At 61.5% G+C, this 26,214-nt stretch carries 26 protein-coding genes and 1 pseudogene; 25 read left to right on the forward strand and 2 right to left on the reverse strand.

The window, feature by feature from the left end:
• Nucleotides 1-83: 83 nt before the first annotated feature.
• Both VGL70_06160 and VGL70_06165 read right to left on the reverse strand, forming a co-directional pair.
• A complete protein-coding gene (locus tag VGL70_06160; GenBank protein ID HEY3303103.1) occupies nucleotides 84-407 on the reverse strand; it encodes an AzlD domain-containing protein in 324 nt (107 codons plus the stop codon).
• Nucleotides 392-1,117 carry an AzlC family ABC transporter permease gene (locus VGL70_06165; protein ID HEY3303104.1) on the reverse strand — a complete coding sequence of 242 codons (726 nt, stop codon included), beginning with the start codon at nucleotides 1,115-1,117 and terminating at the stop codon, nucleotides 392-394. The genes VGL70_06160 and VGL70_06165 overlap by 16 nt, the downstream gene beginning before the upstream one ends.
• Nucleotides 1,118-1,262: 145 nt before the next feature.
• On the opposite strand from VGL70_06165, the gene VGL70_06170 reads away from it, so the two are divergent.
• From VGL70_06170 to VGL70_06290, 25 genes and pseudogenes are all read left to right on the forward strand, one after another.
• Nucleotides 1,263-1,586 (forward strand): hypothetical protein, encoded by a 324-nt coding sequence (locus VGL70_06170; GenBank protein ID HEY3303105.1) that lies wholly within the window; start codon nucleotides 1,263-1,265, stop codon nucleotides 1,584-1,586.
• 55 nt (nucleotides 1,587-1,641) lie between these two features.
• Nucleotides 1,642-3,030 (forward strand): L-seryl-tRNA(Sec) selenium transferase, encoded by a 1,389-nt coding sequence (gene selA / locus VGL70_06175; protein ID HEY3303106.1) that lies wholly within the window; start codon nucleotides 1,642-1,644, stop codon nucleotides 3,028-3,030.
• A gap of 218 nt (nucleotides 3,031-3,248) precedes the next feature.
• The gene (gene selB / locus VGL70_06180; protein ID HEY3303107.1) at nucleotides 3,249-5,183 is read left to right on the forward strand and encodes a selenocysteine-specific translation elongation factor; all 1,935 of its coding nucleotides are present in this window, start codon (nucleotides 3,249-3,251) and stop codon (nucleotides 5,181-5,183) included.
• 116 nt (nucleotides 5,184-5,299) lie between these two features.
• Nucleotides 5,300-6,283, forward strand: a pseudogene (selD, locus tag VGL70_06185) (selenide, water dikinase SelD).
• A gap of 16 nt (nucleotides 6,284-6,299) precedes the next feature.
• Nucleotides 6,300-7,166, forward strand: coding sequence for a hypothetical protein (locus tag VGL70_06190; GenBank protein HEY3303108.1), 867 nt, complete (start codon nucleotides 6,300-6,302; stop codon nucleotides 7,164-7,166).
• 201 nt (nucleotides 7,167-7,367) lie between these two features.
• Nucleotides 7,368-8,264 (forward strand): STAS domain-containing protein, encoded by an 897-nt coding sequence (locus tag VGL70_06195; protein ID HEY3303109.1) that lies wholly within the window; start codon nucleotides 7,368-7,370, stop codon nucleotides 8,262-8,264.
• Between the two features lie 11 nt (nucleotides 8,265-8,275).
• Entirely contained in the window at nucleotides 8,276-8,662 is a 387-nt protein-coding gene (locus tag VGL70_06200; protein HEY3303110.1) for an STAS domain-containing protein, read from the forward strand.
• Nucleotides 8,663-8,664: 2 nt separating this feature from the next.
• Nucleotides 8,665-9,069 (forward strand): anti-sigma regulatory factor, encoded by a 405-nt coding sequence (locus VGL70_06205; GenBank protein HEY3303111.1) that lies wholly within the window; start codon nucleotides 8,665-8,667, stop codon nucleotides 9,067-9,069.
• Nucleotides 9,057-9,683 carry a SpoIIE family protein phosphatase gene (locus tag VGL70_06210; GenBank protein HEY3303112.1) on the forward strand — a complete coding sequence of 209 codons (627 nt, stop codon included), beginning with the start codon at nucleotides 9,057-9,059 and terminating at the stop codon, nucleotides 9,681-9,683. Before VGL70_06205 ends, VGL70_06210 begins: the two co-directional genes overlap by 13 nt.
• Complete coding sequence (locus VGL70_06215; GenBank protein ID HEY3303113.1) at nucleotides 9,680-10,600, forward strand: ATP-binding protein; 921 nt, start codon at nucleotides 9,680-9,682, stop codon at nucleotides 10,598-10,600. Before VGL70_06210 ends, VGL70_06215 begins: the two co-directional genes overlap by 4 nt.
• 3 nt (nucleotides 10,601-10,603) lie before the next feature.
• The gene (locus VGL70_06220) at nucleotides 10,604-11,236 is read left to right on the forward strand and encodes a response regulator transcription factor (protein ID HEY3303114.1); all 633 of its coding nucleotides are present in this window, start codon (nucleotides 10,604-10,606) and stop codon (nucleotides 11,234-11,236) included.
• 369 nt (nucleotides 11,237-11,605) lie between these two features.
• A complete protein-coding gene (locus VGL70_06225; protein HEY3303115.1) occupies nucleotides 11,606-11,971 on the forward strand; it encodes a response regulator transcription factor in 366 nt (121 codons plus the stop codon).
• A 56-nt stretch (nucleotides 11,972-12,027) separates the two neighbouring features.
• Nucleotides 12,028-12,408, forward strand: a complete 381-nt coding sequence (locus VGL70_06230; protein ID HEY3303116.1) for a response regulator transcription factor — start codon at nucleotides 12,028-12,030, stop codon at nucleotides 12,406-12,408.
• 392 nt (nucleotides 12,409-12,800) lie between these two features.
• Nucleotides 12,801-13,451 carry a sigma 54-interacting transcriptional regulator gene (locus VGL70_06235; GenBank protein HEY3303117.1) on the forward strand — a complete coding sequence of 217 codons (651 nt, stop codon included), beginning with the start codon at nucleotides 12,801-12,803 and terminating at the stop codon, nucleotides 13,449-13,451.
• 226 nt (nucleotides 13,452-13,677) lie between these two features.
• Nucleotides 13,678-13,908, forward strand: coding sequence for a hypothetical protein (locus VGL70_06240; protein HEY3303118.1), 231 nt, complete (start codon nucleotides 13,678-13,680; stop codon nucleotides 13,906-13,908).
• Nucleotides 13,909-14,123: 215 nt separating this feature from the next.
• Entirely contained in the window at nucleotides 14,124-14,681 is a 558-nt protein-coding gene (locus VGL70_06245; GenBank protein ID HEY3303119.1) for a transcription termination/antitermination NusG family protein, read from the forward strand.
• A gap of 63 nt (nucleotides 14,682-14,744) precedes the next feature.
• Nucleotides 14,745-16,316 carry a hypothetical protein gene (locus VGL70_06250; GenBank protein HEY3303120.1) on the forward strand — a complete coding sequence of 524 codons (1,572 nt, stop codon included), beginning with the start codon at nucleotides 14,745-14,747 and terminating at the stop codon, nucleotides 16,314-16,316.
• Between the two features lie 7 nt (nucleotides 16,317-16,323).
• Complete coding sequence (locus VGL70_06255) at nucleotides 16,324-17,385, forward strand: AAA family ATPase (GenBank protein HEY3303121.1); 1,062 nt, start codon at nucleotides 16,324-16,326, stop codon at nucleotides 17,383-17,385.
• A gap of 9 nt (nucleotides 17,386-17,394) precedes the next feature.
• Nucleotides 17,395-18,393: a CpsD/CapB family tyrosine-protein kinase gene (locus VGL70_06260; protein HEY3303122.1), complete on the forward strand. Its 999-nt coding sequence runs from the start codon at nucleotides 17,395-17,397 to the stop codon at nucleotides 18,391-18,393.
• Entirely contained in the window at nucleotides 18,390-19,892 is a 1,503-nt protein-coding gene (locus tag VGL70_06265) for a sugar transferase (protein ID HEY3303123.1), read from the forward strand. Before VGL70_06260 ends, VGL70_06265 begins: the two co-directional genes overlap by 4 nt.
• A gap of 113 nt (nucleotides 19,893-20,005) precedes the next feature.
• Nucleotides 20,006-21,331, forward strand: coding sequence for an O-antigen ligase family protein (locus tag VGL70_06270; GenBank protein ID HEY3303124.1), 1,326 nt, complete (start codon nucleotides 20,006-20,008; stop codon nucleotides 21,329-21,331).
• Nucleotides 21,322-22,545, forward strand: a complete 1,224-nt coding sequence (locus VGL70_06275) for a glycosyltransferase (GenBank protein HEY3303125.1) — start codon at nucleotides 21,322-21,324, stop codon at nucleotides 22,543-22,545. Before VGL70_06270 ends, VGL70_06275 begins: the two co-directional genes overlap by 10 nt.
• A 146-nt stretch (nucleotides 22,546-22,691) precedes the next feature.
• Nucleotides 22,692-23,849, forward strand: a complete 1,158-nt coding sequence (locus VGL70_06280) for a GNAT family N-acetyltransferase (GenBank protein ID HEY3303126.1) — start codon at nucleotides 22,692-22,694, stop codon at nucleotides 23,847-23,849.
• 3 nt (nucleotides 23,850-23,852) lie between these two features.
• The gene (locus tag VGL70_06285; protein HEY3303127.1) at nucleotides 23,853-25,076 is read left to right on the forward strand and encodes an aminotransferase class V-fold PLP-dependent enzyme; all 1,224 of its coding nucleotides are present in this window, start codon (nucleotides 23,853-23,855) and stop codon (nucleotides 25,074-25,076) included.
• 5 nt (nucleotides 25,077-25,081) lie between these two features.
• Nucleotides 25,082-26,212, forward strand: coding sequence for a GNAT family N-acetyltransferase (locus tag VGL70_06290; protein ID HEY3303128.1), 1,131 nt, complete (start codon nucleotides 25,082-25,084; stop codon nucleotides 26,210-26,212).
• Nucleotides 26,213-26,214: the final 2 nt, after the last annotated feature.

A 26,214-nucleotide genomic window follows, 5' to 3' on the forward strand; every position in this document is an offset into this window, starting at 1 on the left:
CGCTGAAGCGTCTGGCCCAGGATGCGGCGCTTCAGCGCCTCTATATATATGGTTACGTCCGGCAGCTCCGGCATGCTTTTACCTTACGGCGCTGCGAGCCATGAGAGAAGCAGGGCGACCACCGTTCCGGTCAGCATGCCCACGGCCGCGTTGCGCGTCAGCCAGGCGATCGCGACGGCGATCGCCAGCGCGATCAGGCGGCGCGGCGCCGGAGCGGCGTCGAAGTGCCCAGCGGAAATAAAGAGCGTGGTCGAGACGATGCTCGCGACCAGAGCATAAGCCAGATAGCGGAGATAACGATCCCAGGCCGGAGGAAAACTCCACCCGGTTAACAGAAGCTGCGGGACGACGCGGAGCGCGTAGCTCACGAGCGCCATCCCCACGATAATAGCTAAGCGCGGCGCCATTCTTCGATTCTCCACGCGATCGTCGCCACGACGATCGCCGCAATCATCCACCCCCAATCGAGATTCCAAAGTGCCGCCGGCACCGCTGCTAAAAAAGCTACAATGCAAACGGCGGCGGCAATTGGTTCCCGCAAGTCCACGACAAGGATGCAGGCGAAGTAAGCGGGCAAAATAAACTTAAAGACCTCTTCAAATCCCGCCGGGATACTGAGAGCCGCCCAGTAACCGGCCGCGGTGCCCGCCACCCAGACGCACCACGCGGTCATCCCGATACCGAGAAAAAAGCTCAGGTGCTCGTCGCTCGTCCGAGCCGCGGCGCCGGTGGAGGCGGCTTCCTCCGCCTCTTTCTGGAAGCGCACGTACGGCAGGACGAAACTGCTGGCGCTGATAAAATGCGCCGCCCAGAGAAGCCGTGTCCATTTTACACGGCGAAAATATGGCGCCATCGTTGCGCTCATCGGAAGAAAGCGGAGATTCATCAGCACCGTGGCGATAAGAATTTGCAGCGCCGCTCTGCCTTCCGCCAGCGGCTCGACCACGGCGTATTGCGCCGGGCCGGCGTACACGAGCGCCGACATGAGGACGATCTCTTCCATGCCGAGGCCGTAGCCTTTGGCCGCCATTCCCAGAGCAAACGACGAAGGGATGAACGCGATCCATACCGGCACGGCGGCTCTCACGCCCTGGCGGAAAGACTTGGAGAAAAGCATTCCGATTCGCTTAACCGAGTTGGCTCCGAATATCAACCAAGCCGTTTGCAACTGCCGACAGACCTTGGGCGTCACCTGGGCTCCCGCTTCCGCGAGTGACGTTCATCTTGCTTTTCCACTCGAACTTTTCTAGAACAACCACACTATGAAAGTCACGCGAATCTACGCCGGCACGGACGGCCATTCGCACTTCGAGGAGATCGAGGTGGAAATCGAGAAGCTTCAGGCCGGCGAAGGCATCATCTTTCGCGAGGAGCCATCCATCTACTTTAAGGACTGGCACCCGGCCCCCCGACGCCAGTACGTCATCACGCTCTCGGGTCAGGTAGAGATCGAGATCGGCGACGGCACCAAGCGGCGCTTCGGACCCGGCGACGTCATGCTGGCCGATGACACGACCGGTCGCGGCCACATCAGCAGAGTAGTGGGCGGCCAAACGCGCCGGTTCGTAGTGATTCCCGTAAAGTAGCCTGATCCATCCTGGTTGAAATTGACCCCTCTTTGTAGGAAGCTTCCTGCTATATATGGACGCCGGGAAAAATCTCCTGCGGGAACTCCCTTCCATCGACCGCCTTCTCAATCATCCCAAAAGCAATCTCCTGCTCGCGCGCTTCAGTCGCGACTACGTGGCCCAACAATGCCGCGGTATCCTCGACGAAATTCGCGCCACCGTGCGGCAGGGAAAAGTCGCCTCGGCCGAAGAATTGGACGAAGACTCCATTCTGACCCGCCTGGAAAAAAGAATCACCTTGAATAACGATTCCAGCCTCGTTCGCGTCGTCAACGCGACCGGGACGATCCTGCACACGAACCTCGGGCGGGCGCTGCTGCCGCAGGCGGCGATGGACGCGGTCGCCCGCGTCGGCGGCAGTCCGGTCAATCTCGAATACGACCTGGCTCGAGGCAAGCGCGGGAAACGCGAGGAGATGATCGAAAGTCTTCTCGTGGAACTTACCGGCGCCGAGGCCGCCACGGTCGTCAACAACAACGCCGCCGCCGTTCTTCTGGCGCTGAATACACTGGCGGACGGCAGAGAGGTGATCGTCTCGCGCGGCGAGCTGATCGAGATCGGCGGCGCGTTCCGTATTCCCGAAGTCATGGAAAAGAGCGGCGCGGTGCTGAAAGAAGTCGGCAGCACCAACCGGACCCATCCGCAGGATTACGAAAAAGCCATCGGCAAGAAGACGGCGCTGCTCCTCAAAGTTCATACCAGCAATTACAAAATCGTCGGCTTCTCGGCCGAAGTCGATCTCCCCGACCTCGCAGCGATCGGGAAGAAACATAAAATTCCCGTGATGGAAGACCTCGGCAGCGGCGCGTTTATCGATCTCAGCCGCTACGGCCTGCCCAAGGAGCCGCTGGTCGGAGAGCGGATCTCCCTCGGCGCCGACGTCGTCACGTTCAGCGGCGACAAAATTCTGGGCGGGCCGCAGGCGGGACTCCTCGTAGGGAAGAAAGCGCTGATCCAGCAGACGAGCAAGAACCCGCTTCATCGCGCGCTCCGCTGCGGCAAGCTTACGCTCGCGGCGCTGGAGGCGACGCTGAGACTCTACCGGCAATCGACCGACGTCGCCGCCGAGATACCGACGCTGAAGGCGTTCACCCGCCCGCTCGGCGATATCGAAAAAATGGGCGAGCGGCTGGTTCCTTCGCTTCAAAACGCGCTCGGAAAAGATTTTCGCGTCGCGCTCGAGAACTCCACCTCTCAGATCGGCAGCGGCGCACTCCCGACCGAAGAAATTCCCACGAAGGTCGTCGCCATCGAGCACAAGAGTCTAGGCGCGGAGCGGATCGCCGAGAAATTCCGCCGCGCCGACCCGCCGATCATCGGCCGCATCAAGGACGACCGTTTTCTGCTGGACCTGCGCGCGATCTTCGACCCGAACGACTTGATTCCGAATTTTAAAGGTTGACTTTTGAGTTGAGAATCAAATTCTGGCCAAAGATTCTTGAAATTTTCGCTTGAATTTGGCTCACGAAATCGGGAAAAAAGATGTCTCGCGCAAAGGCGCAAAGCGCGCCAAGTTCGGAGAAATATTTTCTTCCTTTGCGTCCTTGGCGTCTTGGCGCGATAAATTTTCTTGAAGCCGTTGTGTTCAACTTTTCAAAAGCAAGAATCTAAAATCGAAACATGCCGTTTATCATAGGCACCGCCGGCCACATCGACCACGGCAAGACGAGCCTGATCAAGGCCCTTACCGGCGAGGACACCGACCGCCTCAAAGAAGAAAAAGAGCGCGGCATCTCGATCGACCTGGGCTTTGCTCACCTCGATCTGCCGGACGGAACACAGGCGGGCATCGTCGATGTGCCCGGACACGAGCGCTTCATCCGGAACATGCTCGCCGGCGCGCACGGCATCGACCTCGTTCTCTTCACCGTGGCGGCCGACGACGGCGTCATGCCGCAGACCGAAGAGCATCTCGACATTGTGCATCTGCTCGGTGTCAAGCACGCCATCTTTCTCATCACCAAGGTCGATCTCGTTCCGGAGTCCCGGATTCAAGAGGTCGAGGATGAGATCAAGATTCTTACCCTCGGAACTGCTCTGGAAAATTCTCCGATCCTCCCCTTCTCCGCCGTCACCAGCCGCGGTCTTCCCGGGCTGCGCGAAGAGATCGTCCGCAGGCTTCAGGCGGTCAAGAAGCCGCCGCCCCAGGGTTATTTCCGTCTGCCGGTGGACCGCGTATTTCTCCTGCAAGGACACGGGGTCATCGTCACCGGCACCGGCCTCAGCGGCGAAGTCAAAACCGGCGATCACGTGCGCGCTCTGCCGGGAGGGCAGACGTTTCGCGTCCGCAGCCTCCAGGTCCACAACCAACCCGTCGAATCCGCCGGCTGGGGCCAGCGCGTGGCGCTCAATCTCGCCGGGCTGGAAAAATCCTCCGTCGAGCGCGGCCACGTCGTCTGCCACGAGAAGTTAACTCTTACGACCGACCGCTTCGACGCCCGCCTCGAAGTCAGGCCGTCGGCGAAAAAAGGCATCAAGAATCACCAGCGCGTCCGGATTCATCTGGGCACGGCGGAGCGGCTGGCGAAGCTCATCGTTCTCGGCCCTAAGGAAAAGCTCGAGCCCAAAGAGGCGGCGTTTTGCCAGATCGTGCTCGGCGAGCCGCTGCTCGCGCTCCGCGGCGATCATTTCATCGTGCGGGACGAGACCGCGCAGCGCACGCTCGGCGGCGGCATTGTGATCCACCCATGGCCCAAGCGGCACAAACGCGGCGAGGCCGACCTCGAAATAAGATTGGCGGCGCTGTCCGGCGACGACGTGCCGCGTCTGATCGAGCGCTTCATGGAAGAGAGCGAGGAGTTCGCGGCGGCGATCGCGCCGCTGTACCATTTTCTCAACCTGAAAGAAGAGGAAGTCCGCGATTGGATCGGCCGCACGCCGAACCTTCTCACGATCAGCGCCGAAGGCGAAAAGCTCTATACGACCGAAAAAAAATGGCGCGAGCTCAAAACAAAAATCGCCGAGACGCTGAAGGCGCACCACGCCGCGCACCCGCTGGCCGCCGGCATGGACATGGAAGAGCTGCGCGCGAAGCTGCCCTACGCGATCCCGTCGCGGCTCTTTCGCATTCTCGTCGAGATGCTGGAGTCGGCGAAGGCCGTCGCGCGCGACGGCAGCATCCTCCGCCTTCCCGGCCATCGCGTCGAGCTCCGCGCCGAGGAAAAGACGCTCACGGAAAAAATCAAGAAGATGCTCGGCGTCAATCCCATGGCGCCGCCGGAGTTGAAGCAGATGGAAAAAGATCTCGGCGCCGAGCGCGGCAAGGTCGCCGAGGTGATGCGCGTGATGGAGCGGGAAAAATCGATCGTTCGCGTGGCGACGGATCTTTACTTCCTCGCCGATTGCGTTGACAAGGTCAGGACCGTTTTATATAAATATCTCTCCGAAAACGGCGAGATCACGGCGGCCACCTTCCGCGACCTTTTAGGTTCCAGTCGCAAATACACGATTGCCCTCCTTGAACACTTTGATCGGGAAGGGATCACGGTCAGGGTCGGAGATGCCAGGCGGCTCAAAGCGCCGGCGCCCGCCGCAAGGCAGAGCGCCGAACGGTAGTTCGCGATCCGGCCGAGGAAGCTGCTAAGCTGTCAACGATGAGGCTCATCAGAAGAAAAAAGAAGGCAGTGCGTCTCACGCGTCACGTCGCGGCTGCGGGTTGAGCGGCAAAGCTCGGCCCGGCCGACCTGATGCAGGTATTGCACAGCCTTCCAAAATTCGATTATCCGGACGTGATCGTGGGAACGGAGACTTCCGACGACGCCGGAGTTTTTCGCCTGCGCCCCGACCTGGCGATCGTCAACACCGTGGACTTTTTCACGCCGATCGTGGACGACCCGCTGACGTTCGGCCAGATCTCGGCCGCCAATTCCCTCAGCGACATCTACGCGATGGGCGGCGAGCCCAAGACCGCGCTCAACATCGTCTGCTTTCCCAAAGGCAAAATGGACATGAGGGTGCTGGGCGAGGTTTTAAAAGGTGGCGCCGAAAAGGCGCGCGAGGCGGGAGTCGCCGTCATCGGCGGCCACAGCATCATCGACGAGGAGATCAAATACGGCATGGCGGTGACCGGCGTCATTCATCCCGACAAGATCATCCGCAACGTCGGCGTGCAGGCGGGCGACGCGCTCGTCCTCACCAAACCGCTCGGAACCGGCATCATCACGACCGCTCTCAAAAAAGGCAAGGCGCCCAAGGAGAGCGTGCAGGCGGCGGTCGCCGCGATGACCACGCTCAACAACACGGCGTCGAAGATCATGCTCGGATATCCCGTTCACGCCTGCTGCGACATCACCGGCTTCGGTCTTTTGGGCCACGCGCTGGCGATGGCGAGCGGCAGCAGCGTCACCTTGATCTTCGAGTCGGCCAAGCTGCCGCTGCTGCGCCGCGCGCACCGCCTGGCGGAAAAAGGCTATCTCACGGGCGGCTGCAAAAGAAACCGGGAATATTTGAAGGACAAGGTCACCGTGGACGGCGCCATCCGCGAGGGCGTGGTGGAAGTCGCCTTCGATCCGCAGACCTCGGGTGGGCTGCTCATCGCCTTGCCGGAAAAACACGCGCCTGCGCTCGTCGCCGAGTTGCACGCGAACGGAATCAAGGCCGCCGCCGCGATCGGCTACGCCACGTCCCTGCAAAAAGCCTGGGTGCGCTTGGTCTAAGGATGAGGGATGAAGGATGAAATGGTTCAACCTTTCACCTTCTATCGCCTTCCCGATTCTTCTGCTCCTTTTATTGCCTCTCATAAAGAGCGATGCGGCCGCGGCGACGGCCCAGGAGATTCAACTTCGCCCGCCGGTTCCCGGAACAGCGCCCGGCGGACTCGGTAATTCATCCGGCGCGCCCGCCCAGCCGGTGCCTGCGGGTTTCGTCACCCAAGCCGTTCCGGTCAACCATCGGCCGGCGGCGGAGATAAAAAATTTGCTCGCGCCGCTCGTGACGCCGGGGGGTTCGGTGCTCGAACAGTCGGGCGGAAAAACCCTCACGATCGTCGACGCTCCGTCGAACATTAAAGATATCATAGAGATCAAAGAGCTGATCGACGCACCCGCCTTCGCCGGCGCGCGCCTGGAGATCTTCGCGCCCAAGAAGGCGAGCGCCGAGGAGTTGGCGGCCGCGATGACCGAGTTGACGCGGACTTATCTCTTCTCCGTCCAGCCCGACGAAGTCGCTCCGGTGGAGCTGATCCCGTTGCCTCGTGCCAATCAAATCCTTGTCGTCGCCCGCGGCGAAAGCGCCTGGCAGCAAGCGCGCCCGTGGCTCGAGCGCATCGACGCTTGGTCGGGCTCGCGGCGGCGCATCTTCGTTTATCCCGTCGAACGGAATCAGGCGGGCGAGCTGGCGGAAAAATTGACCTCGAGTAAAACCAACTCGCCGCGGATCGTTCTCGATCCGGTCTCCGGCTCGCTCGTGATCTACGGCACACCCGAGGAGTTTCAGGAATTGAAGAAAGTTCTAAGCGGCGGCCGGCAGAGCGACGAATTCAAGCACAGGCTCTCGGCCCTGCGGCAGAAATTGGGATCGGGCGTAAAGCCGGCCCCTTAAAGAATCCGGTCCATTTTCGTCATCCCTTGCCGTGCTTTACCGCCGGCGGACTTCAGGTGTTTCTAGAGCCGAATTCAGGGAATCACCTGATGGTTCGGCGCGATTTTTTCCGGTATTCACCTCAGATTAGTTGCCAATGCACACTTGCATCTTGACAACTTCTAATAGAGGAAGAAACTGCATCAGATGAGGAGGTATCGCATGGCCGAGGCTAATCCCCACCCTATTCCCGTACATCGAGTCACCGAATCGACGGCGGCGCTGCTGCGCGAGCTGGTCGCCCACTTGCGCCAATCCCGGACCCAGCTGCGCGAGGAATGGGCGCGGCGCATCACCGAAGCCCAACTGCTCACGGCGATGAGCAAGGAAGAGATCTTCGCCGAAGCGACCGCGGTCTACGACAATTACGTCGACGTGCTGGAGACCGGCGCCGTCGAGGCGCTGCAGGACTACGCGCGCAATCTCTCCGAGCGCATCATCCCGCGCGGCGTCGAAACCCACGAGGTCGTCGGCATCGTGCTCTTGCTGCGCGACGTTCTCGCGCGCTCGCTGTTTTCCAAATACCGCCAGGACTTCGACAAGCTCTCCCGCGTGCTCGACGCCTACGAGCCGGCGGCCAACCGCATCGGCAGCACGGTCGCCGTGAGCTTCGTGCAGGAGCGCGAGCGCATCATCCGCGAGCAGCAGGAGGCGATCCGCGAGCTTTCCACGCCGGTGCTGCCGGTGCGCGAGCGGCTGCTGATTCTCCCGATCATCGGCATGGTCGATCCGCTGCGCGCGCGCCAGTTGACCGAGCAATTGCTCCGCGGCATCCGCACCAACCGCGCGCGCGTCGTGGTCATGGACATCACCGGCGTGCCCGCGATGGACGCGACGGTGGCGAACCATCTGGTCCAGACCGTGGAGGCGTCGCGGCTCCTGGGCGCCGTGGTGATCGTCACCGGCCTGTCGCCCGAGCTGGCGCAAACGCTCGTCAACATCGGCGTCGATTTGAGCAAGATGAATACCGTCGGCGATCTGCAAGGCGGCATCGAAGAGGCCGAAAGACTGTTGGGCTACAAGGTCACGCCGATCGAAGAGCCGCCGCCGGAAAGCTAGAGGGCGCCGCCGTGCAAGTTCCGATTCTAAAGCAACGCGATTATCTCATCGCCAGCATCCAGGCCGCGCTCACCGACGCCGACTTGCTGCACCTACGCGACGCGCTCGTGAGCCAGGTCGGCACGTATCGCTCGCGCGGCGTGATCGTGGACGTCACCGCGCTGGACGTGATGGACTCCTTTGCCGTGCGCACCTTGCGCGACCTGGCGCACATGATCCGGCTGCGCGGCGCGGAGACCGTCATCGTCGGCATCCAGCCCGAGGTCTCGTTCGCGATGGTGCAACTGGGCTTGACTCTCGAAGGCGTGTCCACCGCGTTGGACCTGGAGGAAGGTCTCGCCTACCTGGACAAAAAACTTCGGACGATCACCGCGCCGGCGAATAAGAAAAGGATCTAACCTTGGCCAGCCAGGAAATAACCGTCCCGGTCAACGCCGACATCGACATCGTGACGGCGCGCCAAAAAGGCCGCGAGCTGGCGCGGGAGCTGGGCTTTACCTCGACCGATCTCGCGCTCATCGCCACGGCCATTTCGGAGCTGGCGCGCAACATCATTCTTTACGCCAACACCGGCCAGATCATCCTCGGCGTTTCGGAAAACGGCACCAAGCGCGGCATCAAGGTCGTCGCCCGCGATGACGGTCCCGGCATTCCGGACGTCGAGCGCGCCCTCGAAGAGGGATTCAGCACCTCGCGCAGCCTGGGGCTCGGCCTATCGGGAGTGCGGCGCCTGATGGACGAGTTCGACATCGTCTCGGAGATCGGGCACGGCACCACCGTAACGGTGAAAAAATGGAAGCTCTGACGGACACGGTGCTCGACTGGGGCGTGGCCCATGCCGCGCTGGGAGGGAATCCCAAGTGCGGCGACTGCCACGTGGTGCAGCCGTTTCCCAAGGGTGCCTTGGTGGCGGTGCTCGACGGCATCGGCCACGGCGACGAGGCGCATCGCGCCGCCGAGTGCGCCTCGGAAATTCTCGTCGCCCACGCCGAGGATAATATCCTCGCTTTGCTGAAGCGCTGTCATGAAACGCTCCGCGGGACTCGCGGCGCGGTGATGAGTCTCGCGTCGTTCAATGGAGCCAAGGGAGTGATGACCTGGGCCGGAGTGGGCAACGTCGAGGGCCTGCTGCTCCGCGCGGACCATGGGAGTCCTCTGCGAAAATCTCTGCTGCTGCGCGGCGGCGTCCTCGGGCATCAGTTGCCGCCGCTCGCCGCCGCTGCGATTCCGGTAACGGCTGGCGATACGCTCATCTTCGCCACCGACGGCATCCGCCACGGCTTCAACGCGGCGCCGCACTTGAAAAACCCGCCGCAAAAAATCGCCAGCCAAATTCTCTCGGAGGACTCCAAGGGCAACGACGACGCGCTTGTGCTGGTCGTGCGCTACATGGGATCGGAGCGGAAGAGTCGATCATGACGCTGCAACAACTGGAAGCCGAATACGCCTCCGCGCTCAAAGATTATCTGGCCAGTCCCGGGGAGGCCGCGCTCACGCGCGCCTACGAGCTGGGGCGCGCGGCGGTGGCCCAGGAGCTGGGGCTTCTGGATATAACGACGCTGCACCACGAGGCGCTCGCCGGGATTTTGCCGGTGAGCGGGCCGGAAGAAACCGAGCGCGTGCTCAAGGAGGCGAAAAACTTTTTCACCGAGAGCCTGACGCCCTTCGAGATGGCGTACCGCGGCTTCCACGACGCGACGAGCGCGCTCAGGGGCTTGAACGACAAGCTCGAGGAAGAGGCCAAGCGGATCGCCCACGCGATCCACGACGAAGCCGGGCAGTTTCTCGCCTGCGTCCACATCGCGCTCGAAGAGATCTCCCGCGACCTGCCGACCAAGTCGCGCCGTCAGATCGAAGAAGTCCGCCGGCTTCTCGACAAGGTCGAAGGTCAATTGCGCCGGCTCTCGCACGAGCTTCGGCCGACGATCCTCGACGATCTCGGGCTCTTACCGGCGCTGGAATTTCTCGCCGGCGGCGTCTCGAAGCGGGCCGGCCTGCCGATCACCGTGGAGGGCCGGCGCGACGGCCGGCTGCCGGCCACCGTGGAGACGGCTCTGTACCGCGCAGTCCAGGAGGCGCTCAACAACGCGACCAAACACGCGCAGGCCAAGCACGCTTCGATTCACATCGAGCGCCAGGCAGGCGCGGTTCTCTGCTTGATCAAAGACGACGGCGTCGGGTTCGACGTGTCCGCGACGATGGTGCGAAAGGGACAGCCGAGTCTCGGTCTCCTCGGAATCCGCGAGCGCATCGCCGTCCTGGGAGGAAAATTGGAAATCCATTCCAAGCCGGGGCAAGGCACGGAGATGGTGATCACGGTGCCTTTGGAGGGGTAAATAATGAGAATGAGAATCTTGTTAGCTGAAGATCATCTGATGTTTCGCCAGGGCCTGAAGGCCGTGCTCGAAAGGGAAAATCTCGAAGTCGTGGGCGAGGCGTCGGACGGCCACGAGGCGATCCGGCTGGCCCGTTCGCTTCATCCCGACGTGGCCGTGCTCGATCTCGCCATGCCGAGCTTGAACGGACTCGACGCCGCGCGCGAGATTATTCAGAGCTCGCCCAAGACGAAAACGATCCTTTTGACCATGCACACCGAAGACCAGTACGTCATCGAAGCGCTGCGCGCAGGCGTACGCGGCTACGTGCTGAAGACGCAGGCGACTCCGGACCTGATTCAAGCCGTGCAGGAAGTTTATCGCGGAACGGTCTACCTAAGTCCCGGGGTGTCGCGCGCGTTGGTTGAAGCTTATCTTTCCAAGACGCATCTTCCGTCCGATCCATTGACGCCGCGCGAGCGGCAGGTTTTGCAACTCGTCGCCGAAGGCAAGACGACCAAGGAGATCGCGGTCGTGCTGGGAGTCAGCGTTAAGACTGCGGAGTCTCACCGCACGCGGCTGATGGAGAAGCTCGACGTCCACGAGACCGCGAGCCTCGTGCGCTACGCCATACGCACGGGCTTGATACAACCGTAAAGCAGGTTGCTCAAAAATCTCATATGCCGCCCGCCCGCGGGTCTCGCTCCGGGCCGATGCGATACGTCTGTGATACGCGGCACGAGATTTATAAGAAAAATATTGAAGTACGCTTGACGCGCCCCGTCCCACGCATCGGCCCTTCGAGAAACCCACGTGCGGGCGATTGCGCTTGCCACTGAGATCTTTTTGCAGCCTGTACTTTTTTGAGCAGCCTTAGGTGTTCCGGACGGACGCTTTTTGCAGGGATTTCCCGGGGAAATCGTTGCAAAATCGCCGATAACCGTAACTGCACTCAAGGAATTCCTTTTGTGAATTTCAGGTTTTACCCGATTGTTCCTTTCCGGGCCGCCGTTTATATGTAAGGTAATGTCGATCTCTGTCCTATTGGCCGACGACGACGCGGGATTTCGACGCGCGGTCAAACGGCTCTCGGAAAAAGAAAAAGAGTTTCGCTTGGTGGGAGAAGCGGCGGATGGAGAAGAAGCGTTGCGTCTGGAGCATGAGCTCCGGCCCGAAATCGTCTTCATGGATATCACCATGCCCAGACTGAACGGCCTCGAAGCGACGCGCCGGATCAAGGCGCGCCGGCCTCAGGTGAAGGTCATCATTCTGACGGTTCACGAAGAGGAAGCCTATCGCAAGGCGGCGACCGAGAGCGGCGCCGACGGATTCGTTCTGAAAAAGAGCATCCTGTCGGATCTGAATTCGACGATGCGAAGGGCGCATTCTTGATCGAGCGGCGGCAAAACCATGCGAACAACGATCCGTAACTTTTGCGTCAAGATCGTATGAACGATAAAGCCGTCAAAGTCTTGCGCCGCGGCGTCTCTCCCGCTTCATCGACGCGCACGCTTCGCGCCGGCGCCATCGAGATGAATCTCCAGCGCGCGGAAACGTCGATCCACGGAAAATCGATCAAGCTGACGGCCAAGGAGTTCGAGCTGCTGAGAGCGCTGATGGAAACCCGAGGCGAGGTGCTCAGCCGCGAATTTCTCCTGGAAAAAATATGGGGCTACGGCAAAGCCTCCGAAGTGGATTCCCGAACGATCGACGTCCACATCCAGCGCCTCAGGCAAAAATTGGGCTACGAAGGCGGACACATCCTCACCGTTAAGAACGTCGGCTATCGCTTCGACATCTTCTACAACTGGATCAAGTTCGGCGCTTGATCTCTCTTTCTCGCTCATCTTTCCTCCCGGCCGAGTTTTCAAATCTCTTCCAGGACCCGGACCATGAAAGCGCGTCCCAAGCCCTGGGGATGGCCAATCGCAAGATCCGAAATTTGAAATTTGAGATTCCTCGCGGAGCGAGAGTGGCGCGCCCCGCTCAGGGTTTTTCTTTCTCTATTTAGAGAATCCACCTCATTGGGTCGTTTCGCCGGGGAAGCTTAGAATGTGCCCGCAACCATGAGAGAAAGGCACGCGGACAAAATGGATGCCGCGCGCTCAAAAGCCTCGGTTAAAGGGCTGTCCCGGACACAGCCCGGATCCAAGGGCATGGACCAGGAACGGCGCCTCGAGCAGTGCGACGGCGGCACACTGTTTCTCGACGAGATCACGAGATGGTGCCCGAGGTGCAGGCGAAGTTTCTCCGCGTGCTGGAGGAAAATCAGGTACGCCGCATCGGCGCGGCCGATGCCGTGCCGGTGTTGGAGCGCGTCGTGACCGCGACCAGCCACGCGCCGACGCAAGCGGTCCGAGATGGAAAACTCCGATCCGATTTGTTTTACCGCCTGAGCGTTTTTCACCTCGAGCTGCCGCCGCTGCGCGAGCGGGGCGACGATATCGCGCTCTTGACGCGTTATTTTCTCGAGCAGTTTGCCGAGAAGTACGGCCGGCCGGTGCTTCCGTGGACGCCGGATTTTGCATCCGCCTTGAAGGAACATTCCTGGCCCGGCAACGTGCGCGAGCGGCGCAACGCGATGGAGCAGCTCGCGGTGCTCGCACCCGGTCCGGCCCTGACCGGCGGCGGACTGATGCCGCTGTGCCTCGGCCCGGCGCCTAAAAAGTCCGACGATATCGCCCCCGTAACTCTCGCCGACGCCGAGCGCCAGGCGATAGAAAGCGCGCTCGCCGCGACCGCAGGCAACAAGGCCCAGGCCGCGCGCATTCTCGGCATCACGTCCAAGACTCTCCATACGAAATTGGCGCTCTACAGGTCGTCGGGCGAAGCGGATCATCGAGCGGCGGCGCCAAGCCGCGCCAGCGCATAACATGCCCGCGCTTTTAAATACCGGCCGGAAAAAAAGTGCAAGTTCAAAATTGATTCACGGCAGTCGGGGATTTCCCCTAATTGGGTCAGGCATTTCCTGCGGGCATTTCCATGATTCCCCCCCTGTTGATTTTTCCCTAGGCAACTATACTGGCCCTCATCGGGTATTCTCATGAACGGTGTGAAATCCAAATTAGAAGCAGCGCGCAGTGATAAAGGAGGCCTTCATGCTCAAGCAAGTGGAACTCCAGGGCAAGCGTTTCGAGTTTTGCTCGGTCGACGGGGGCCGCACCTGGTCCAGCGACCCACGGGCTTTGATCGCCTATAAACGGAGACGGGAACGGGCGCGCGCGGATTTGCGCAAGATGTTCGAACAAGTCGTCGAGGACGGCGCCGAACCGGAGCCGGATGCCATCTACGAAGTCAACCTTCAGAGCGACTCATCGTTCAAGTCGTAATCGGCAAAATTAAATTGTCGGCGAGCCCGAGAATTTGTTGCGAACAAAAATGATCTCAATCCCGTGAATCAAGCGGGAAGCTAACCGGGCCGGCCTCGCTTTTTTTTGGGGCAAATGGCCAGAGGAGAAAAAGTCAAAATCATCGGGGTCGGTTCCTCCTGGCGATGAGGATGTGAACCGAAGGGGGCGAAGCCTTGCCGCTCGACGCGAAACTTATGATGGACCCGGCCCTTTGGCCGGGCGACGACGAAGGGGAGAATGTCCAAGTCGGAGAGCCGAAGTGGCATGCCCTGTGGACCCACAGCCACTGCGAGCAGTTGGTTCACGACCAACTGGCCGCTAAGCAATTCGATTTATTTTTGCCCAAAATCAACGTCTGGTCGCGGCGCGCCGGACTCCGCTGCCTGACCCAGGTCCCTTTGTTTCCCGGCTACCTGTTCGTTCGCCGCGCGATCGATAAACGGAGTTATTGCGAGATCTGCAAGGCCCGAGGCCTGGTGCGAATACTGGGAGAGCGCTGGGACCGGCTGGCGGCGATTCCCGAAAACGAGATCGAGAGCATCCAGAGAGTGCTGAACAGCGATTACCGGGCCGTGCCCCATTCCTTCGTGCGCGAAGGCCAACGCGTCCGAATCAGCCGCGGACCGCTGAAAGACGTCGAGGGCATTTTGCTCAGGATCAAGCCGGATAAAGGATTGTTCGTCGTCTCGATCGATCTCTTGCAGCGCAGCGTCGCGGTCGAAATCGATTGCACGCTGGTCGTAGCGGCGTAAAGTAAAAAGGAAGGATGAGGGCTGAGGGGATAAAAGAAGCGCAAGTCTGAAAGAGAAGCGATCATGGAAGAACAGCTAGAAAAAGGCGCTAGTCTGGAGTGGCTCCGGGCCGTGTGGCAGCGGCGCAAGTTCCTGGCGCTCGCCGCCTTCGTCATAGGGCTCGCTCTCTTCTTCGGCGTCGCCGCCTTTCTTCCCGACCTTTACCAGGCCACGGCCACCGTGCTGGTCGATCAGGAACAAGTGCGTCAGGACCAACTGCGCGATATCTCCGGCAAGGCCGCCGCCTTGCCCGCCGAGGTCGAAACCCGGCTGCAGACGATCAATCAACAGGTCTTGAGCCGCGCCCGGCTCCAGGAGGCGATTCTCCGCTTCAATCCCTATCCCAAGCTCCAGAACCGCGTCCCCATCGAGGACATCGTGGATGTGATGCGGCGCGATATTCGTCTCGAGCTCAAAAACGTCGAGCAAGAGCCCGGCCACCGCGCCACGGTCGCGTTCGCTTTGAGCTATCAGGGAAGAGATCCCCAGACGGTCGCGCTCGTGACCAACGCGCTGGCGTCCTACTTCGTCGAGGAAAACGGCAAGATGCGCGGGCAGCAAGCGGCCGAGACCGCCGCGTTTCTCAAAACGCAGCTCGACGAGATGAAAAAGAAGCTCGACGCGCAGGAAGCGAAAGTCGCGGGCATCCGCGGGCGTGAAGCGGGCGGGTCGGCGCTCGTCACTTACGAGCGCATGGGCGATCAGCTCCGGCTGAACGCGGAGCGCCTGGCGCGCGCCAGCGATCGCCGCGAAGCGCTTTCGAAGCAGCTATCGGAGCTGGATCCCATCGGCGATCCGCGCGGCCGGAGCGAATATCTCGGCAAGCTCAGGCGCGAGCTCGGCGAGCTTCAGAGCCGGCTCACCGACAAGCATCCCGACGTGATCCGAGCCCAAAACGAGATCGCCGCGCTCGAGAGCGGCGGCGGCGACGTGAAATCAGGGGTGAAGTCGAAAGCGGGCGCCTCCTCCGACCCGACGGTGCAGAAGGTACGAAACGAGCTTCGCGAAGTGGAGACGGAGATTGCCAGCCTCCGGCAGGAAGGAAAAAGCCTGCAAGGAAACATCGCCGGCTATCAGAGAAAGCTCGAAGCCGCGCGCGACTCGCCGGAGGCCATACGCGACTACGAGGCGACGAAGGAGCTCTACGCCTCGCTTTTGAAGCGCTACGCGGAGGCCGAGCAGTCGCAGAACGTGGAGCAAAATCAGAAAGGCGAGAAGTTCCGCGTTTTGGATTCGGCCCTTCCACCGAAGCTCCCCGAGGCGCCCAACCGGTTCTTCCTCAAGCTTCTCGGCCTGGTTTTTTCCATCGGCCTGGCCATGGCCGTGGTGATGGCCGCCGAGCAGATCGATCCTTCATTTCACACGATCGATCATCTGAGAGCTTTTACCAAAGTGCCGGTGCTCGCGAGCATTCGCCGCATCGTGACGGAAAAGGACCGCGCGCGGGACCGACGGCGCCTCGGTCTTCAGATCGCCGCGGCGATGGCGGGCGTGGTCTTGATGATCGGCTTTTCCTATTATTTCGCCCACGAAAACGAGGGGCTCGTCCATAAGTTGAGCCGCAAGCCCGCCGCCGAGACTCCGGCGCGCCAGTGAATCGGCCATGTATCTGAACTTTTACGGACTCAAGCTCAAGCCCTTCAATCCGACGCCGGATCCCAAGTTTCTCTATCTGACGTCGAGCCATCGCGAGGCCCTCGCGCAGATTCTCTACGGCGTTCAGGAAGGAAAAGGCTTCATCGTTCTCACCGGCGAGGTCGGAACCGGAAAGACGACTTTGATTCAGACGCTTCTCCGCCGCCTGGACGAGAGGACCGAAGTCGCCTTCATCTTCAACTCGAAGCTGCCGTTCGAGGCGCTGGTGGAATACATGCTGAGAGACTTCGGCATCATGGACAACCTCAGCTCCCAATCCCAGCGGCTCTTCGCGCTCAACAGCTTTCTGATCGATCGGCGGCGCGCCGGGCAAAATACCGTGCTCATCATCGACGAGGCGCAGAACCTCGACCCGCCGGCCTTGGAGCAGGTGCGGCTGCTGTCGAATTTTGAAACCCCGACGGACAAGCTCTTGCAGATTTTCCTCTCCGGACAGCCCGAACTTCAGGCCAAGCTCGATTTGCCCGAGTTGCGCCAGTTGAAGCAGCGGATCGCGCTCCGCTCGGTCATCCGGCCGCTCACCGCCGACGAGACCTGCGACTACGTTCAGCATCGGCTGAAGATCGCCGGCGCCAGGAACGCCGACATCTTCACCGACGCCGCGCTCGGCCGGATCGCCAAGTATGCGCGCGGCATTCCACGGCTCGTGAACATCGTCTGCGATCACTCGCTCCTCTTCGGCTACGCCGAACAGAAGCGGCGCATCGATGCGGAAACAGTGGATGAGGTCGTGGGCTATCTCGAGCAAGGCGAGCGCCCGCAGCGGAAACCGGCGCTCGGCCGCGCCGGGTGGCGAATGGTCAAGGCGCCGCTTCATTGGCTCTCCGGCGCGCTGGCGGCCGTGTTGGTTCTCGGCTTGGTATTTTTCGTATTGAGATTGGGCGCGCTTGAAGATTTCTCGCTTCAGGTGGAGGGCGCCGTCATCGAGGCGCTACGCTCCCTGTTCAGCGCGCTCGCGGCCTTTCTGCAAGAATCCGTTCGATTCAGGTTCACGTCTTTTCTTACGTAAGCGAATGTTATGAGTAAATTCTTCGAGGCATTGGAGCAAGCGGAGCTGGAGCGGGCGCGGGAGGAAGAGGCCGAGCGGCGGCGCGTCCCGGAGCGCCCGCGCGAGATTTCCCCGAGCCGGGCCGCCAAAGCGGGTCCGAGCAAAAGCGCTGCGGTCTACGATCGCCCGGCCGACGCGGCGGCCAAGACCGCAGCCAGGGAAAAACCCGCGCCGCGGCCCAAGCCGCCTATGGAAGCGCCGCTCGGCGGCCTCGACGATCACCTGGTAAGCCTTCTCGACCCGGCGTCGCCCGAGTCCGAGCAGTATCGAACTCTTTGCTGCGCGCTGGAACAGGATCCGAACCTTCGCGTCGTCGCGATCACCAGCCCCGGAGGCGGCGACGGCAAAACGCTCACGGCGATCAACATAGCGGCCACGCTGTCCCAAGCCGCCCAGAACCGCGTTCTTCTGATCGACGCCGATCTGCGCCACCCGTCGGTGGCGGTCCATTTCGGGATGGATCATCTCGAGCAACCGGGTCTGATCGATGCCGTTCTGAATCCGGACGTTGCGCTTCGAGACGTCGAGATCGCTCTGCCGACGTTCAACCTTTCCATCGTAACCGCCGGGCACAGCTTCGATCCCCCGTACGAGGCGCTCAAATCGCCGAAGCTCGCGGCGCTCGTCCAAGAGGCGCGCCGGAGATACGACTATGTGGTCGTCGATACGCCGCCGATCGTTCCGGTTCCGGACTGCCGGGTCATCGGCCGGTGGGTCGAGGGATTCTTGATCGTCGTCGCCGCGCACCAAACGCCGAGAAAATTACTGGAGGAAGCCTTGAACATCGTCGATCCGGCGAAAGTCGTCGGTCTCGTGTTCAACGGCGACGACGTCCCGCTCTCGCGTTATTACGATTACTATTACTACGCTTCCGGCCGTTCCCACGGCGGCAATGGCGCCGCGTGGAGCGACCGGCTGAAAAAAGCCGCGGCTTCTTCCCAAACTTCTTTTCGGCTCGCCCAGAAATGACCGCGCTCAAAAACAGCATTGCCGCGATCCTGTTCTTGCTCGAAGGCGGCGCCATCTTCGGCGCGGCTTACGCGCTGCTGTCGGCTTGGGGGAGCGCCGCGCCGAAGGACGGAGGCTTCCTAACGGCGCCGCCCGAGCGGGCGCTGGCGTTTTCTTTCTGCTGCCTCGCCGCTCTATACACCAACGGTCTCTACCGTCGCGGCGCCGTCCGGAGCCTCGCCGAAGTATCGCCGCGGCTCTTTCGATCCGTGCCCCTGATGCTGCTGTTTCTGGGGCTGATCTATACTCTCGTTCCGCAAAGCACGATTCCCACGGCGGCGCTCATCTCCGGCGTCGCGGCCGTGACCGGTCTCTTGTGGGTTCTGCGCGCGAGCATCTATGGTCTTCTACAACGCCGGGCTTTTCTCAAGCGGGTCGTCATTCTCGGCAACTGCCCGCTGGTCGGGAAACTCATCCGTGAAATCGAGCGCCAAATTCCTTGTCAGTACGTCATTGCCGCGATCGTCGACGACTCGGTGACTCTGGGACGGCCGCTGGTCCGCCGCACCGTGAGAAGGATTCTCGAGCAGCTCGGCTATCCCTACATGGGTCCGCTGAGGCACCTGCGCAAGATCGTCGAGGAAGTGCGGCCCGAGCGCATCATCGTCGCGCCGGCGGTTGGATTGGATCGTCCTTTCGTGCGCCAGATCCTCCTCGAAGCCCGCTCCCATGGAATCGTCGTCGAACACGGCGCCGAGGTCTATGAGCGCCTCACCGGAAAAGTGCCGATCGAGTGGCTGACGCCGGAGAGCCTCGTCTTTTCCAAGAACTTTCGCCGCTCCGGCTTCGACCAGGCATTGGCGCGCATCAGCAGTCTCGTAGCCGCCATCATGGGACTCATCGTCTTTGCGCCCCTGATGGCGGGGATCGCCGTGGCCATCAAACTGGATTCGCGCGGCCCCGTCCTTTTTGTTCAGGAGCGGGTCGGCCGGCGCGGCCGGACTTTCAAGCTGCTCAAGTTCCGCACGATGCACCCGGCCCGCCGGAGCACTTCCGAATGGGCTGAGGATAACGCCGACCGGATCACGCGGGTCGGCAAGTGGCTGAGAAAGTTCCGTTTCGACGAGCTGCCGCAATTCGTGAACATCTTCAAGGGCGATATGAATCTGATCGGTCCGCGGCCCCACCCGGTGTCGAACTTCGAGCTTTTCGTTCTGGTGTCGAGGAACGCCCCCGAATGCGGCCAGCCGATTCCTTATTACTCTCTGCGCTCGATGGTCCGGCCCGGAATCACCGGCTGGGCGCAGATCCGGTATCGTTATGCCAACGGCTTGGAGGAAGAGATCGAGAAGATGCGCTACGACCTCTACTACATCAAACACATGTCGTTCTGGTTCGACCTCTGCATTCTTGTCCAAACGATCAAGGTCGTCCTCTTCGGGCAGGAATCGCGGCGCGCTTCGTGTTCCAAAGATCCTCCGGCGAGCCGGCCCGAGCCCCGGCTGGAAAGCGCCGCCTGAGAGTTTCGCCCCGGCGTCACATGTAGGGGCAGGCCCCTGCGCCTGCCCTTCCTTTCGGGCGACCACGGAGGGTCGCCCCTACAACAAAATTTAAATTACGGGTGAAAGAGTCCATGCAGCGCAGCTCATCGCTCGAATGGTGGCGCCCGGATATTTCGGCGGACAGCGCCGCTCCGGCTCGGACGGCCCCCGCGGCCGTCACGCGCGGCAGCTCGGTCCCGTTCTGGGCGCTCGCGGCTTTCACGGCCATCTTGTTGATCTCGCCCCAGAGCTACTTCCCGATCTTCGAGAAGTTGCGCATCGCGCTCCTCACGGCCGGTCTGGCGGCGGCCGCCTATTTTTGGGACTGCCTGGTCTACCGGCAGCCTCTTACCATTCGGTCGCGCGAGATTTGGCTCGCCGCTCTGCTGGCGGCGTGGGCGCTCGTCACCGTTCCCTTCTCCTACTCGCCGGGAGCGAGCTTATCCTTTCTTTTCGAGGCCTACGTCAAGAGCCTGGTCGTCTTCTGGTTGCTGGCGAACATCGTGAGCTCCGTCACAAGGCTCCGCGCCGTCGCCTGGGAGCTCAGCCTGATAGCGATCCCGCTCGCCCTGACGGCGGTCTATAATTTTTATTCGGGCGTTTTTCTCGATCCCACGGTGAAGCAGCGCATCGCGGGCTACCAGGGCGCGGTCGCCGGGAATCCGAACGATCTCGCCTTGATGATCAATCTGATTCTTCCTTTCAGCGTCGCGCTCTTGCTGATCCATCGCAGCAGACCCGCCGCGCGGTTCCTCTTGACGGCCGGCATCGGCCTTTCGGCCGTGGCGGTCATCGTCACCTTTTCGCGCGGCGGATTCGTTACGCTGACGACGCTTTTCCTCCTCTATCTGTGGAAATTTCGCCGCCGGTCGGAGCGCCGTTGGATGTGGACGCTGTTTGCCTTTCTGCTGGTGTCGATCCCCCTGGCGGGTCCGGAATATCTCGAGCGCCTGTCGACCATCACGGACATAAAAGCGGACGAGACCGGCTCGGCGCAGCAGCGCTGGGGGGACATGGCGGCCGCCGCCGAATTCACGCTTAGACATCCGATCATCGGCGCCGGAATCGGCCAAAACTTGCAGGCCGTCCGCGAGCTGCGGGGGCCCTCCGGCTACTTGGTTCACAACGTCTACCTGGAATACGCCGCGGAGTTGGGAATCCCGGGCCTCGTGCTCTTTCTCCTGTTGCTCGCCGGCGGCATCAAGTCCGCCGCCCTCGTTCAAAGGGAAACCAAAGAAGCGCGGGGCGAGCGCGGCGAGCTGTTCTATCTCGCGGAAGGGATACAGACGAGCCTGATTGCGTTCGCAGTCTCCTGCTTGTTTTATCCCGTGGCGTATCACGTTCATTTTTACTACATCGCCGGCCTCGCGGTTGCAGCCCAGGCCCTGTGCCGATCAGAAAGCGGATCGTGGAAATAAATCGAATCAAGCTGCTGAAGTTTCTTCACACCTTCGAGATCGGCGGCACCGAGAGGCAGGTGGTGACGCTCGCCCGAAAACTCGATCCGGCCAAGTTCGATTTAAGCATGGCCTGCTTCTACAAGATGGGACCCTTCCTGCAAGACATCGAGCGGCGCCGGATACCGCTCAAGGAATATGGGGTCAGAAGTCTCCGCAGCGCCACGGCTTTCAGAGAAGCGCTCCGATGCGCCGGCGACCTAAGGCGCGACCGGACCGAGATCGTTCACGCCTACGGTTTTTATTCCAACGTGTTTGCCATTCCGGCCGCGCGGCTGGCGGGCGTCCCGGTCGTGATCGGGTCGATTCGCGACACGGTGGAAGGTCCGCCGCTGCAGCGTCGGGCGCACAAACTGGTTTGCCGCCTGGCCGACTGTGTTCTGGTCAACGCCGAGGTCATCAAACAGCGGCTCATCGCGGAAGGATACAATGGGTCCAAGATCAGAGTGATCAAGAACGGCATCGATCTCTCCAGGTTCGCAAAGAAAAATGAAGACTGCAAAGTGCGTCTGGAGTTCGGGCTGCCTCCCGCCGCGCCCCTGGTGGTCGTGCTGGCGCGTCTCAGCCGATTCAAGGGAATCGAATATTTCCTGCAAGCGGCGGCCATCGTAGCCAAGCGCATCGAGGAGGCGCGCTTCCTGATCGTCGGGGATCTTAAATACGACCAAGCCTACAGGACTGAGCTGAAGCGTCAGGCGACTCGTCTCGGCATCGGCAGGCGCGTCATCTTCACCGGCTTCAGGCTCGACGTGCCGGAGGTACTCTCGGAAGCTTCGATCTCCGTCCTCCCCTGCCATAGCGCCGAAGGGCTGTCGAATTCTTTGCTCGAGTCCATGGCGGTCGGCCTGCCGGTCGTCGCCACGACGGTCGGCGGCAATCCGGAAGTCGTCGAGGAGGGAACGACCGGCCTGCTCGTGCCGCCGCGCGAGCCCGAAGCGCTGGCCCGGGCGATTTCACTGCTGCTCGCCAACCCCGAGACGGCGCGCAGATTCGGCGCGGCGGGGAGACAACGGGTCGCGCGGCACTTTTCTCTGGAGCGAATGACCCGGGATACGGAAGAACTCTACAGCCAGCTTCTGGAAACCGCCCGCCGCAGGACCGCGTCCGCAAACGCGGACGGGCGCTTTTCCAGACGCTGGCGTCGGTCGCGCAATCTGTTGCGGTCGCCGCGCTGAGGCCCGTCTCCCGACAATCTAAAACAGCCGCCGAAAGCGAAGTTCCCCGAGGGAGGTTGAGTATGCGATCGACCGCGGCGCTGCGCTTCCAACGGGGGCGGAGGGCGAATGGACGATCGGGTTTTAGCGCGCTCACGGAGAGCCCTATGATGCCGGCAACAGCCCTTTCTTTGGAACAGTCTTCGACCGATGCCGAGATATCGGTCGAAGCCGTCACCGAGTACGATGCCTTTCTCGACCTCGCGCCTGACTGGAATCGGCTGGTCGAAGAGGCCGAAATCGATCATCCCTTTCTCCGCCACGAGTGGTTCCGCGCGTGGTGGGACAGTTTCGGAACCGGAAAACAGCTCCACATTCTCGTCGTCAGGAGGGGCGCGGAAACCATCGGCATAGCCCCGCTCATGCTGAGCCCCGCCCGCATCTATGGTCTCAAGATGCGCCGGCTCCAATCGATTCATAACGACCACAGCCCGCGCTTCGACCTCATCGTCGGCGGCTTGCCGGAAGACGTTTACGGCGCCATTTGGAATTACCTCTCCAGGCGCCGGAAATTTTGGGACGTGCTGCAGGTCTCGCAGATACTAACTTGCTCGCCGACGTTCGCGGCGCTGTCGGGCCTGGCGCGGGCGGAGGGCCTTCTCGTCGGCATTTGGCCTTCGGACCATTCGCCGTACATCGATCTGGCTCCGGGCTGGAACGCCTACCAGGCGCGCCTGAGCTCTCATCACAAAGGGAAAATCCGCCGGCGTTTGAGACAGCTCGAGCTTCTCGGCCGGGTGGAGCTCGAGATCGTCGCCACGAACGAAAACATGGACGCCGCGTTGGCGGACGGCTTTAGGCTCGAGGCCGCGGGCTGGAAAAGCGAATCGGGCACGGCCATTCGCTGCCAGCCGGACCTGGTGCGTTTTTATAGTCAACTGGCCCGGAACGCGGCGGCGGTCGGCGCGCTGCGCTTGATCTTTCTGACCGTCGGTGGAACGCGGATCGCGTTCGCCTACGGTATGGGCTACAAGAACAAGCTTTTTGTCCTCAAGACCGGCTACCACCCGGAGTATGCGGCCTACTCCCCGTACAACATTCTCTGCTACCTGCTTTTTCGCGACGCCTGCGAGCGCGGCTTGGCGGAATACGAATTTTTAGGAGTCGACGATAGCTGGAAGCTTAGCTGGACGAAAACAACCAAAGCGCACTGCTGGCTGTACGTGTTCAGGAATGCCCCGCGCCCGCGCCTGCTCCACTGGCTCAAGTTTCAAGCGGCGCCGAGAATAAAGCGCAGTTGGCCCGCGGTTTTTCTTCGGAGATAGTCCATGTACGTTCCCGCCTGGCAATTGCTCAGTCCTAGGTATTTCTTCCGCGCCGCTCGCCGCTGCGGGCGGCCGTTCCCTCTCGACGCTCCCAACCGGACGTCCTTCTACGTGGCGCGGAGCGGGATCTACCATCTTATCCGCGCCCTCGGTTTTGACCGTGGCGCAACCGTGTTGATGCCGGACTACCACAGCGGCGTCGAAGTCTGGGCCGTGCGGGCGGCCGGCGCCCGCGTGGAATATTATCACGTCGATCGAAACATGGAGCCGGATCTGAACGAGATCGAAGATCTGTGCCGGTCCAACCCGAGGGCGATTTATATGATCCACTATCTCGGCTGGCCGCAGCCGGTGAAAGAAATGAGAGAGATCTGCCGAAGACGCGGCCTCATCTTGATCGAAGACTGCGCGCTTTCATTCCTGAGCGAGCTGGACGGACAACCGCTCGGAACCTTCGGCGACTATGCCGTGTTCTGCCTGTACAAAACACTGCCCGTTCCGAACGGCGGGATTTTGGTCCAGAACGGCGCGCCGCTCGACGCGCTGGCGGACCTCGAGACGAAGCCGTGCGATAAGCTCTCGGTCATGGCTCGCAGCGCGGAGCTGATGCTGGATTGGCTCCAGACCCGTTCGGAATTTATCGGGCAAGCGCTGCGCCTGGCGAAAGGCGCGGCCGGCAAAGCGCTCACCGCGCTCGGCAGGGAACGACTGCCGGTGGCGGACATCACCCCGGAGTTTCAATCGGCCGGCTACCACGTGGAAAAACTCAACGTCGGCCTGTCGTCTCTCTCCGCCGCCTTGCTCGACCGATTCGACTACGAGTCGATCCGGCAGACGCGGCGGGACAATTATTCGCGTCTCCACGAGCTGCTCGCGGGCAAGGTCCCGTCCTTGCCCCGGGAGCTGGAAGACGGCGTGTGCCCGCTGTTTTTCCCGCTTCTCGTGAGCGAAAAACATTCGGCCGCTCAAGCGCTGTGGCGACAGGGAATCCGCGCCGTGGAATTTTGGAATTACGGCTATCCCGAAGCGGACGAACACACGGCCCCGGACGCGCGCTTCCTTCGCGATCATGCCCTGGAGCTTCCCATCCATCAGGACATCACGCCGGCCCAGATCGAGCACATGGCGGAACAGGTCGTGAAGCTGCCATATTCCCGCTTCGCCCGCGAGGAGTTTAATCGCAGCCGGGCGCGCGGCCGGCGCGCGTTGCTCCGATCCGTTTCGTAGTCGCCATGCACGCGCAGACAGAAATCGTAGAAGACGCTTCGAGCTTCGAGACGCTCCGCGAGGAATGGAGCCGTCTCCTGGAGACGAGCGCGTCGGATTGCGTCTTCTTGACCTGGGAGTGGCTCTTCACCTGGTGGAAACATTTTTTTCAAGGGAGGAAGTTATCCATACTGGCGCTGCGCGAGGGTCCGGAATTGATCGCGCTCGCGCCGTTCGCGTCGAGTCCTCCCGGGCTGAGATTCTTTTCGCCTTTTCGCTCTCTCGAGTTTCTCGGCGCCGGCAGCATCGGCTCGGATTACCTGGACGTCATCCTCAAGCGCGGCAAGGAAGAACCAGCCTTGGCGGCGCTGGCGGAAGAATTGGCCCATGAAAAGCGCGCGCTCAAGCTCGATCATCTCAACCGGCGCTCCTCCTCGGCCGCCGAGTTGGCCCAACGACTGAAGAAGCTCGGCTGGAGTCTCTACGAGGCCAGACGCAGCGTGAGCCCGTACATCGAGCTGGCCGGCCATTCGTGGGAATCGTATCTCGCCGGCCTGGGACCCGAGCATCGCTACAATGTCCGGCGCCGCATGAAAAACCTCTCGAAGCAGTTCGATGTCCGCTTCGAAGCCGCCGGCACGGAAGAAGAGCGCCGCGAAGCGTTTTCTCTGCTGGTTGAGTTACACGGGATGCGCTGGCGACAAAACGGCGTCGGCGGGGTCTTTCGCGCGCCGGGCTTGCTCTCTTTCCACGAGGAGATGAGCCGGCTGGCTTTGGAGCGCGGCTGGCTCAGGCTCTTCGTTCTCCGGCTCGACGGCAAGCCCGCGGCCGCTCTTTACGGCTTCCGCTACAAAGGCGTTTTTTATTTTTACCAGTCCGGCTTCGATCCGGCCTACGGCAAATTCAGCGTCGGTCTGGTGACGATGGGCCTGGCGATCAAGAACGCTATCGAAGAAGGAGCATCGGAGTACGATTTCCTCTATGGCGACGAGCCCTACAAGTTTCTTTGGGCGCGCCGGGCGCGCGAGCTGGGATGCCTGGAGATGTATCCGCCCAGCATGGCCGGGCGGGTCTACAAACAAGCCGTCGATCTCAACCGCGCGGCCAGAAAGATGGCGCGCCAGGTGCTGGCTCAACCGCTCTCGGGCCTGAGATAGTT

Source organism: Candidatus Binatia bacterium (assembly GCA_036504975.1).
GTDB lineage: Bacteria > Desulfobacterota > Binatia > UBA9968 > UBA9968 > JAJPJQ01.

Bases quoted from the DNA above. Each gene is read 5' to 3' on its own strand.
- VGL70_06160 (HEY3303103.1), bottom strand. From the start codon at position 407: ATGGCGCCGCGCTTAGCTATTATCGTGGGGATGGCGCTCGTGAGCTAC.
- VGL70_06165 (HEY3303104.1), bottom strand. From the start codon at position 1,117: ATGCTTTTCTCCAAGTCTTTCCGCCAGGGCGTGAGAGCCGCCGTGCCG.
- VGL70_06170 (HEY3303105.1), top strand. From the start codon at position 1,263: ATGAAAGTCACGCGAATCTACGCCGGCACGGACGGCCATTCGCACTTC.
- selA (HEY3303106.1), top strand. From the start codon at position 1,642: ATGGACGCCGGGAAAAATCTCCTGCGGGAACTCCCTTCCATCGACCGC.
- selB (HEY3303107.1), top strand. From the start codon at position 3,249: ATGCCGTTTATCATAGGCACCGCCGGCCACATCGACCACGGCAAGACG.
- VGL70_06190 (HEY3303108.1), top strand. From the start codon at position 6,300: ATGAAATGGTTCAACCTTTCACCTTCTATCGCCTTCCCGATTCTTCTG.
- VGL70_06195 (HEY3303109.1), top strand. From the start codon at position 7,368: ATGGCCGAGGCTAATCCCCACCCTATTCCCGTACATCGAGTCACCGAA.
- VGL70_06210 (HEY3303112.1), top strand. From the start codon at position 9,057: ATGGAAGCTCTGACGGACACGGTGCTCGACTGGGGCGTGGCCCATGCC.
- VGL70_06215 (HEY3303113.1), top strand. From the start codon at position 9,680: ATGACGCTGCAACAACTGGAAGCCGAATACGCCTCCGCGCTCAAAGAT.
- VGL70_06220 (HEY3303114.1), top strand. From the start codon at position 10,604: ATGAGAATGAGAATCTTGTTAGCTGAAGATCATCTGATGTTTCGCCAG.
- VGL70_06225 (HEY3303115.1), top strand. From the start codon at position 11,606: ATGTCGATCTCTGTCCTATTGGCCGACGACGACGCGGGATTTCGACGC.
- VGL70_06230 (HEY3303116.1), top strand. From the start codon at position 12,028: ATGAACGATAAAGCCGTCAAAGTCTTGCGCCGCGGCGTCTCTCCCGCT.
- VGL70_06235 (HEY3303117.1), top strand. From the start codon at position 12,801: ATGGTGCCCGAGGTGCAGGCGAAGTTTCTCCGCGTGCTGGAGGAAAAT.
- VGL70_06240 (HEY3303118.1), top strand. From the start codon at position 13,678: ATGCTCAAGCAAGTGGAACTCCAGGGCAAGCGTTTCGAGTTTTGCTCG.
- VGL70_06245 (HEY3303119.1), top strand. From the start codon at position 14,124: ATGATGGACCCGGCCCTTTGGCCGGGCGACGACGAAGGGGAGAATGTC.
- VGL70_06250 (HEY3303120.1), top strand. From the start codon at position 14,745: ATGGAAGAACAGCTAGAAAAAGGCGCTAGTCTGGAGTGGCTCCGGGCC.
- VGL70_06255 (HEY3303121.1), top strand. From the start codon at position 16,324: ATGTATCTGAACTTTTACGGACTCAAGCTCAAGCCCTTCAATCCGACG.
- VGL70_06260 (HEY3303122.1), top strand. From the start codon at position 17,395: ATGAGTAAATTCTTCGAGGCATTGGAGCAAGCGGAGCTGGAGCGGGCG.
- VGL70_06265 (HEY3303123.1), top strand. From the start codon at position 18,390: ATGACCGCGCTCAAAAACAGCATTGCCGCGATCCTGTTCTTGCTCGAA.
- VGL70_06270 (HEY3303124.1), top strand. From the start codon at position 20,006: ATGCAGCGCAGCTCATCGCTCGAATGGTGGCGCCCGGATATTTCGGCG.
- VGL70_06280 (HEY3303126.1), top strand. From the start codon at position 22,692: ATGATGCCGGCAACAGCCCTTTCTTTGGAACAGTCTTCGACCGATGCC.
- VGL70_06285 (HEY3303127.1), top strand. From the start codon at position 23,853: ATGTACGTTCCCGCCTGGCAATTGCTCAGTCCTAGGTATTTCTTCCGC.
- VGL70_06290 (HEY3303128.1), top strand. From the start codon at position 25,082: ATGCACGCGCAGACAGAAATCGTAGAAGACGCTTCGAGCTTCGAGACG.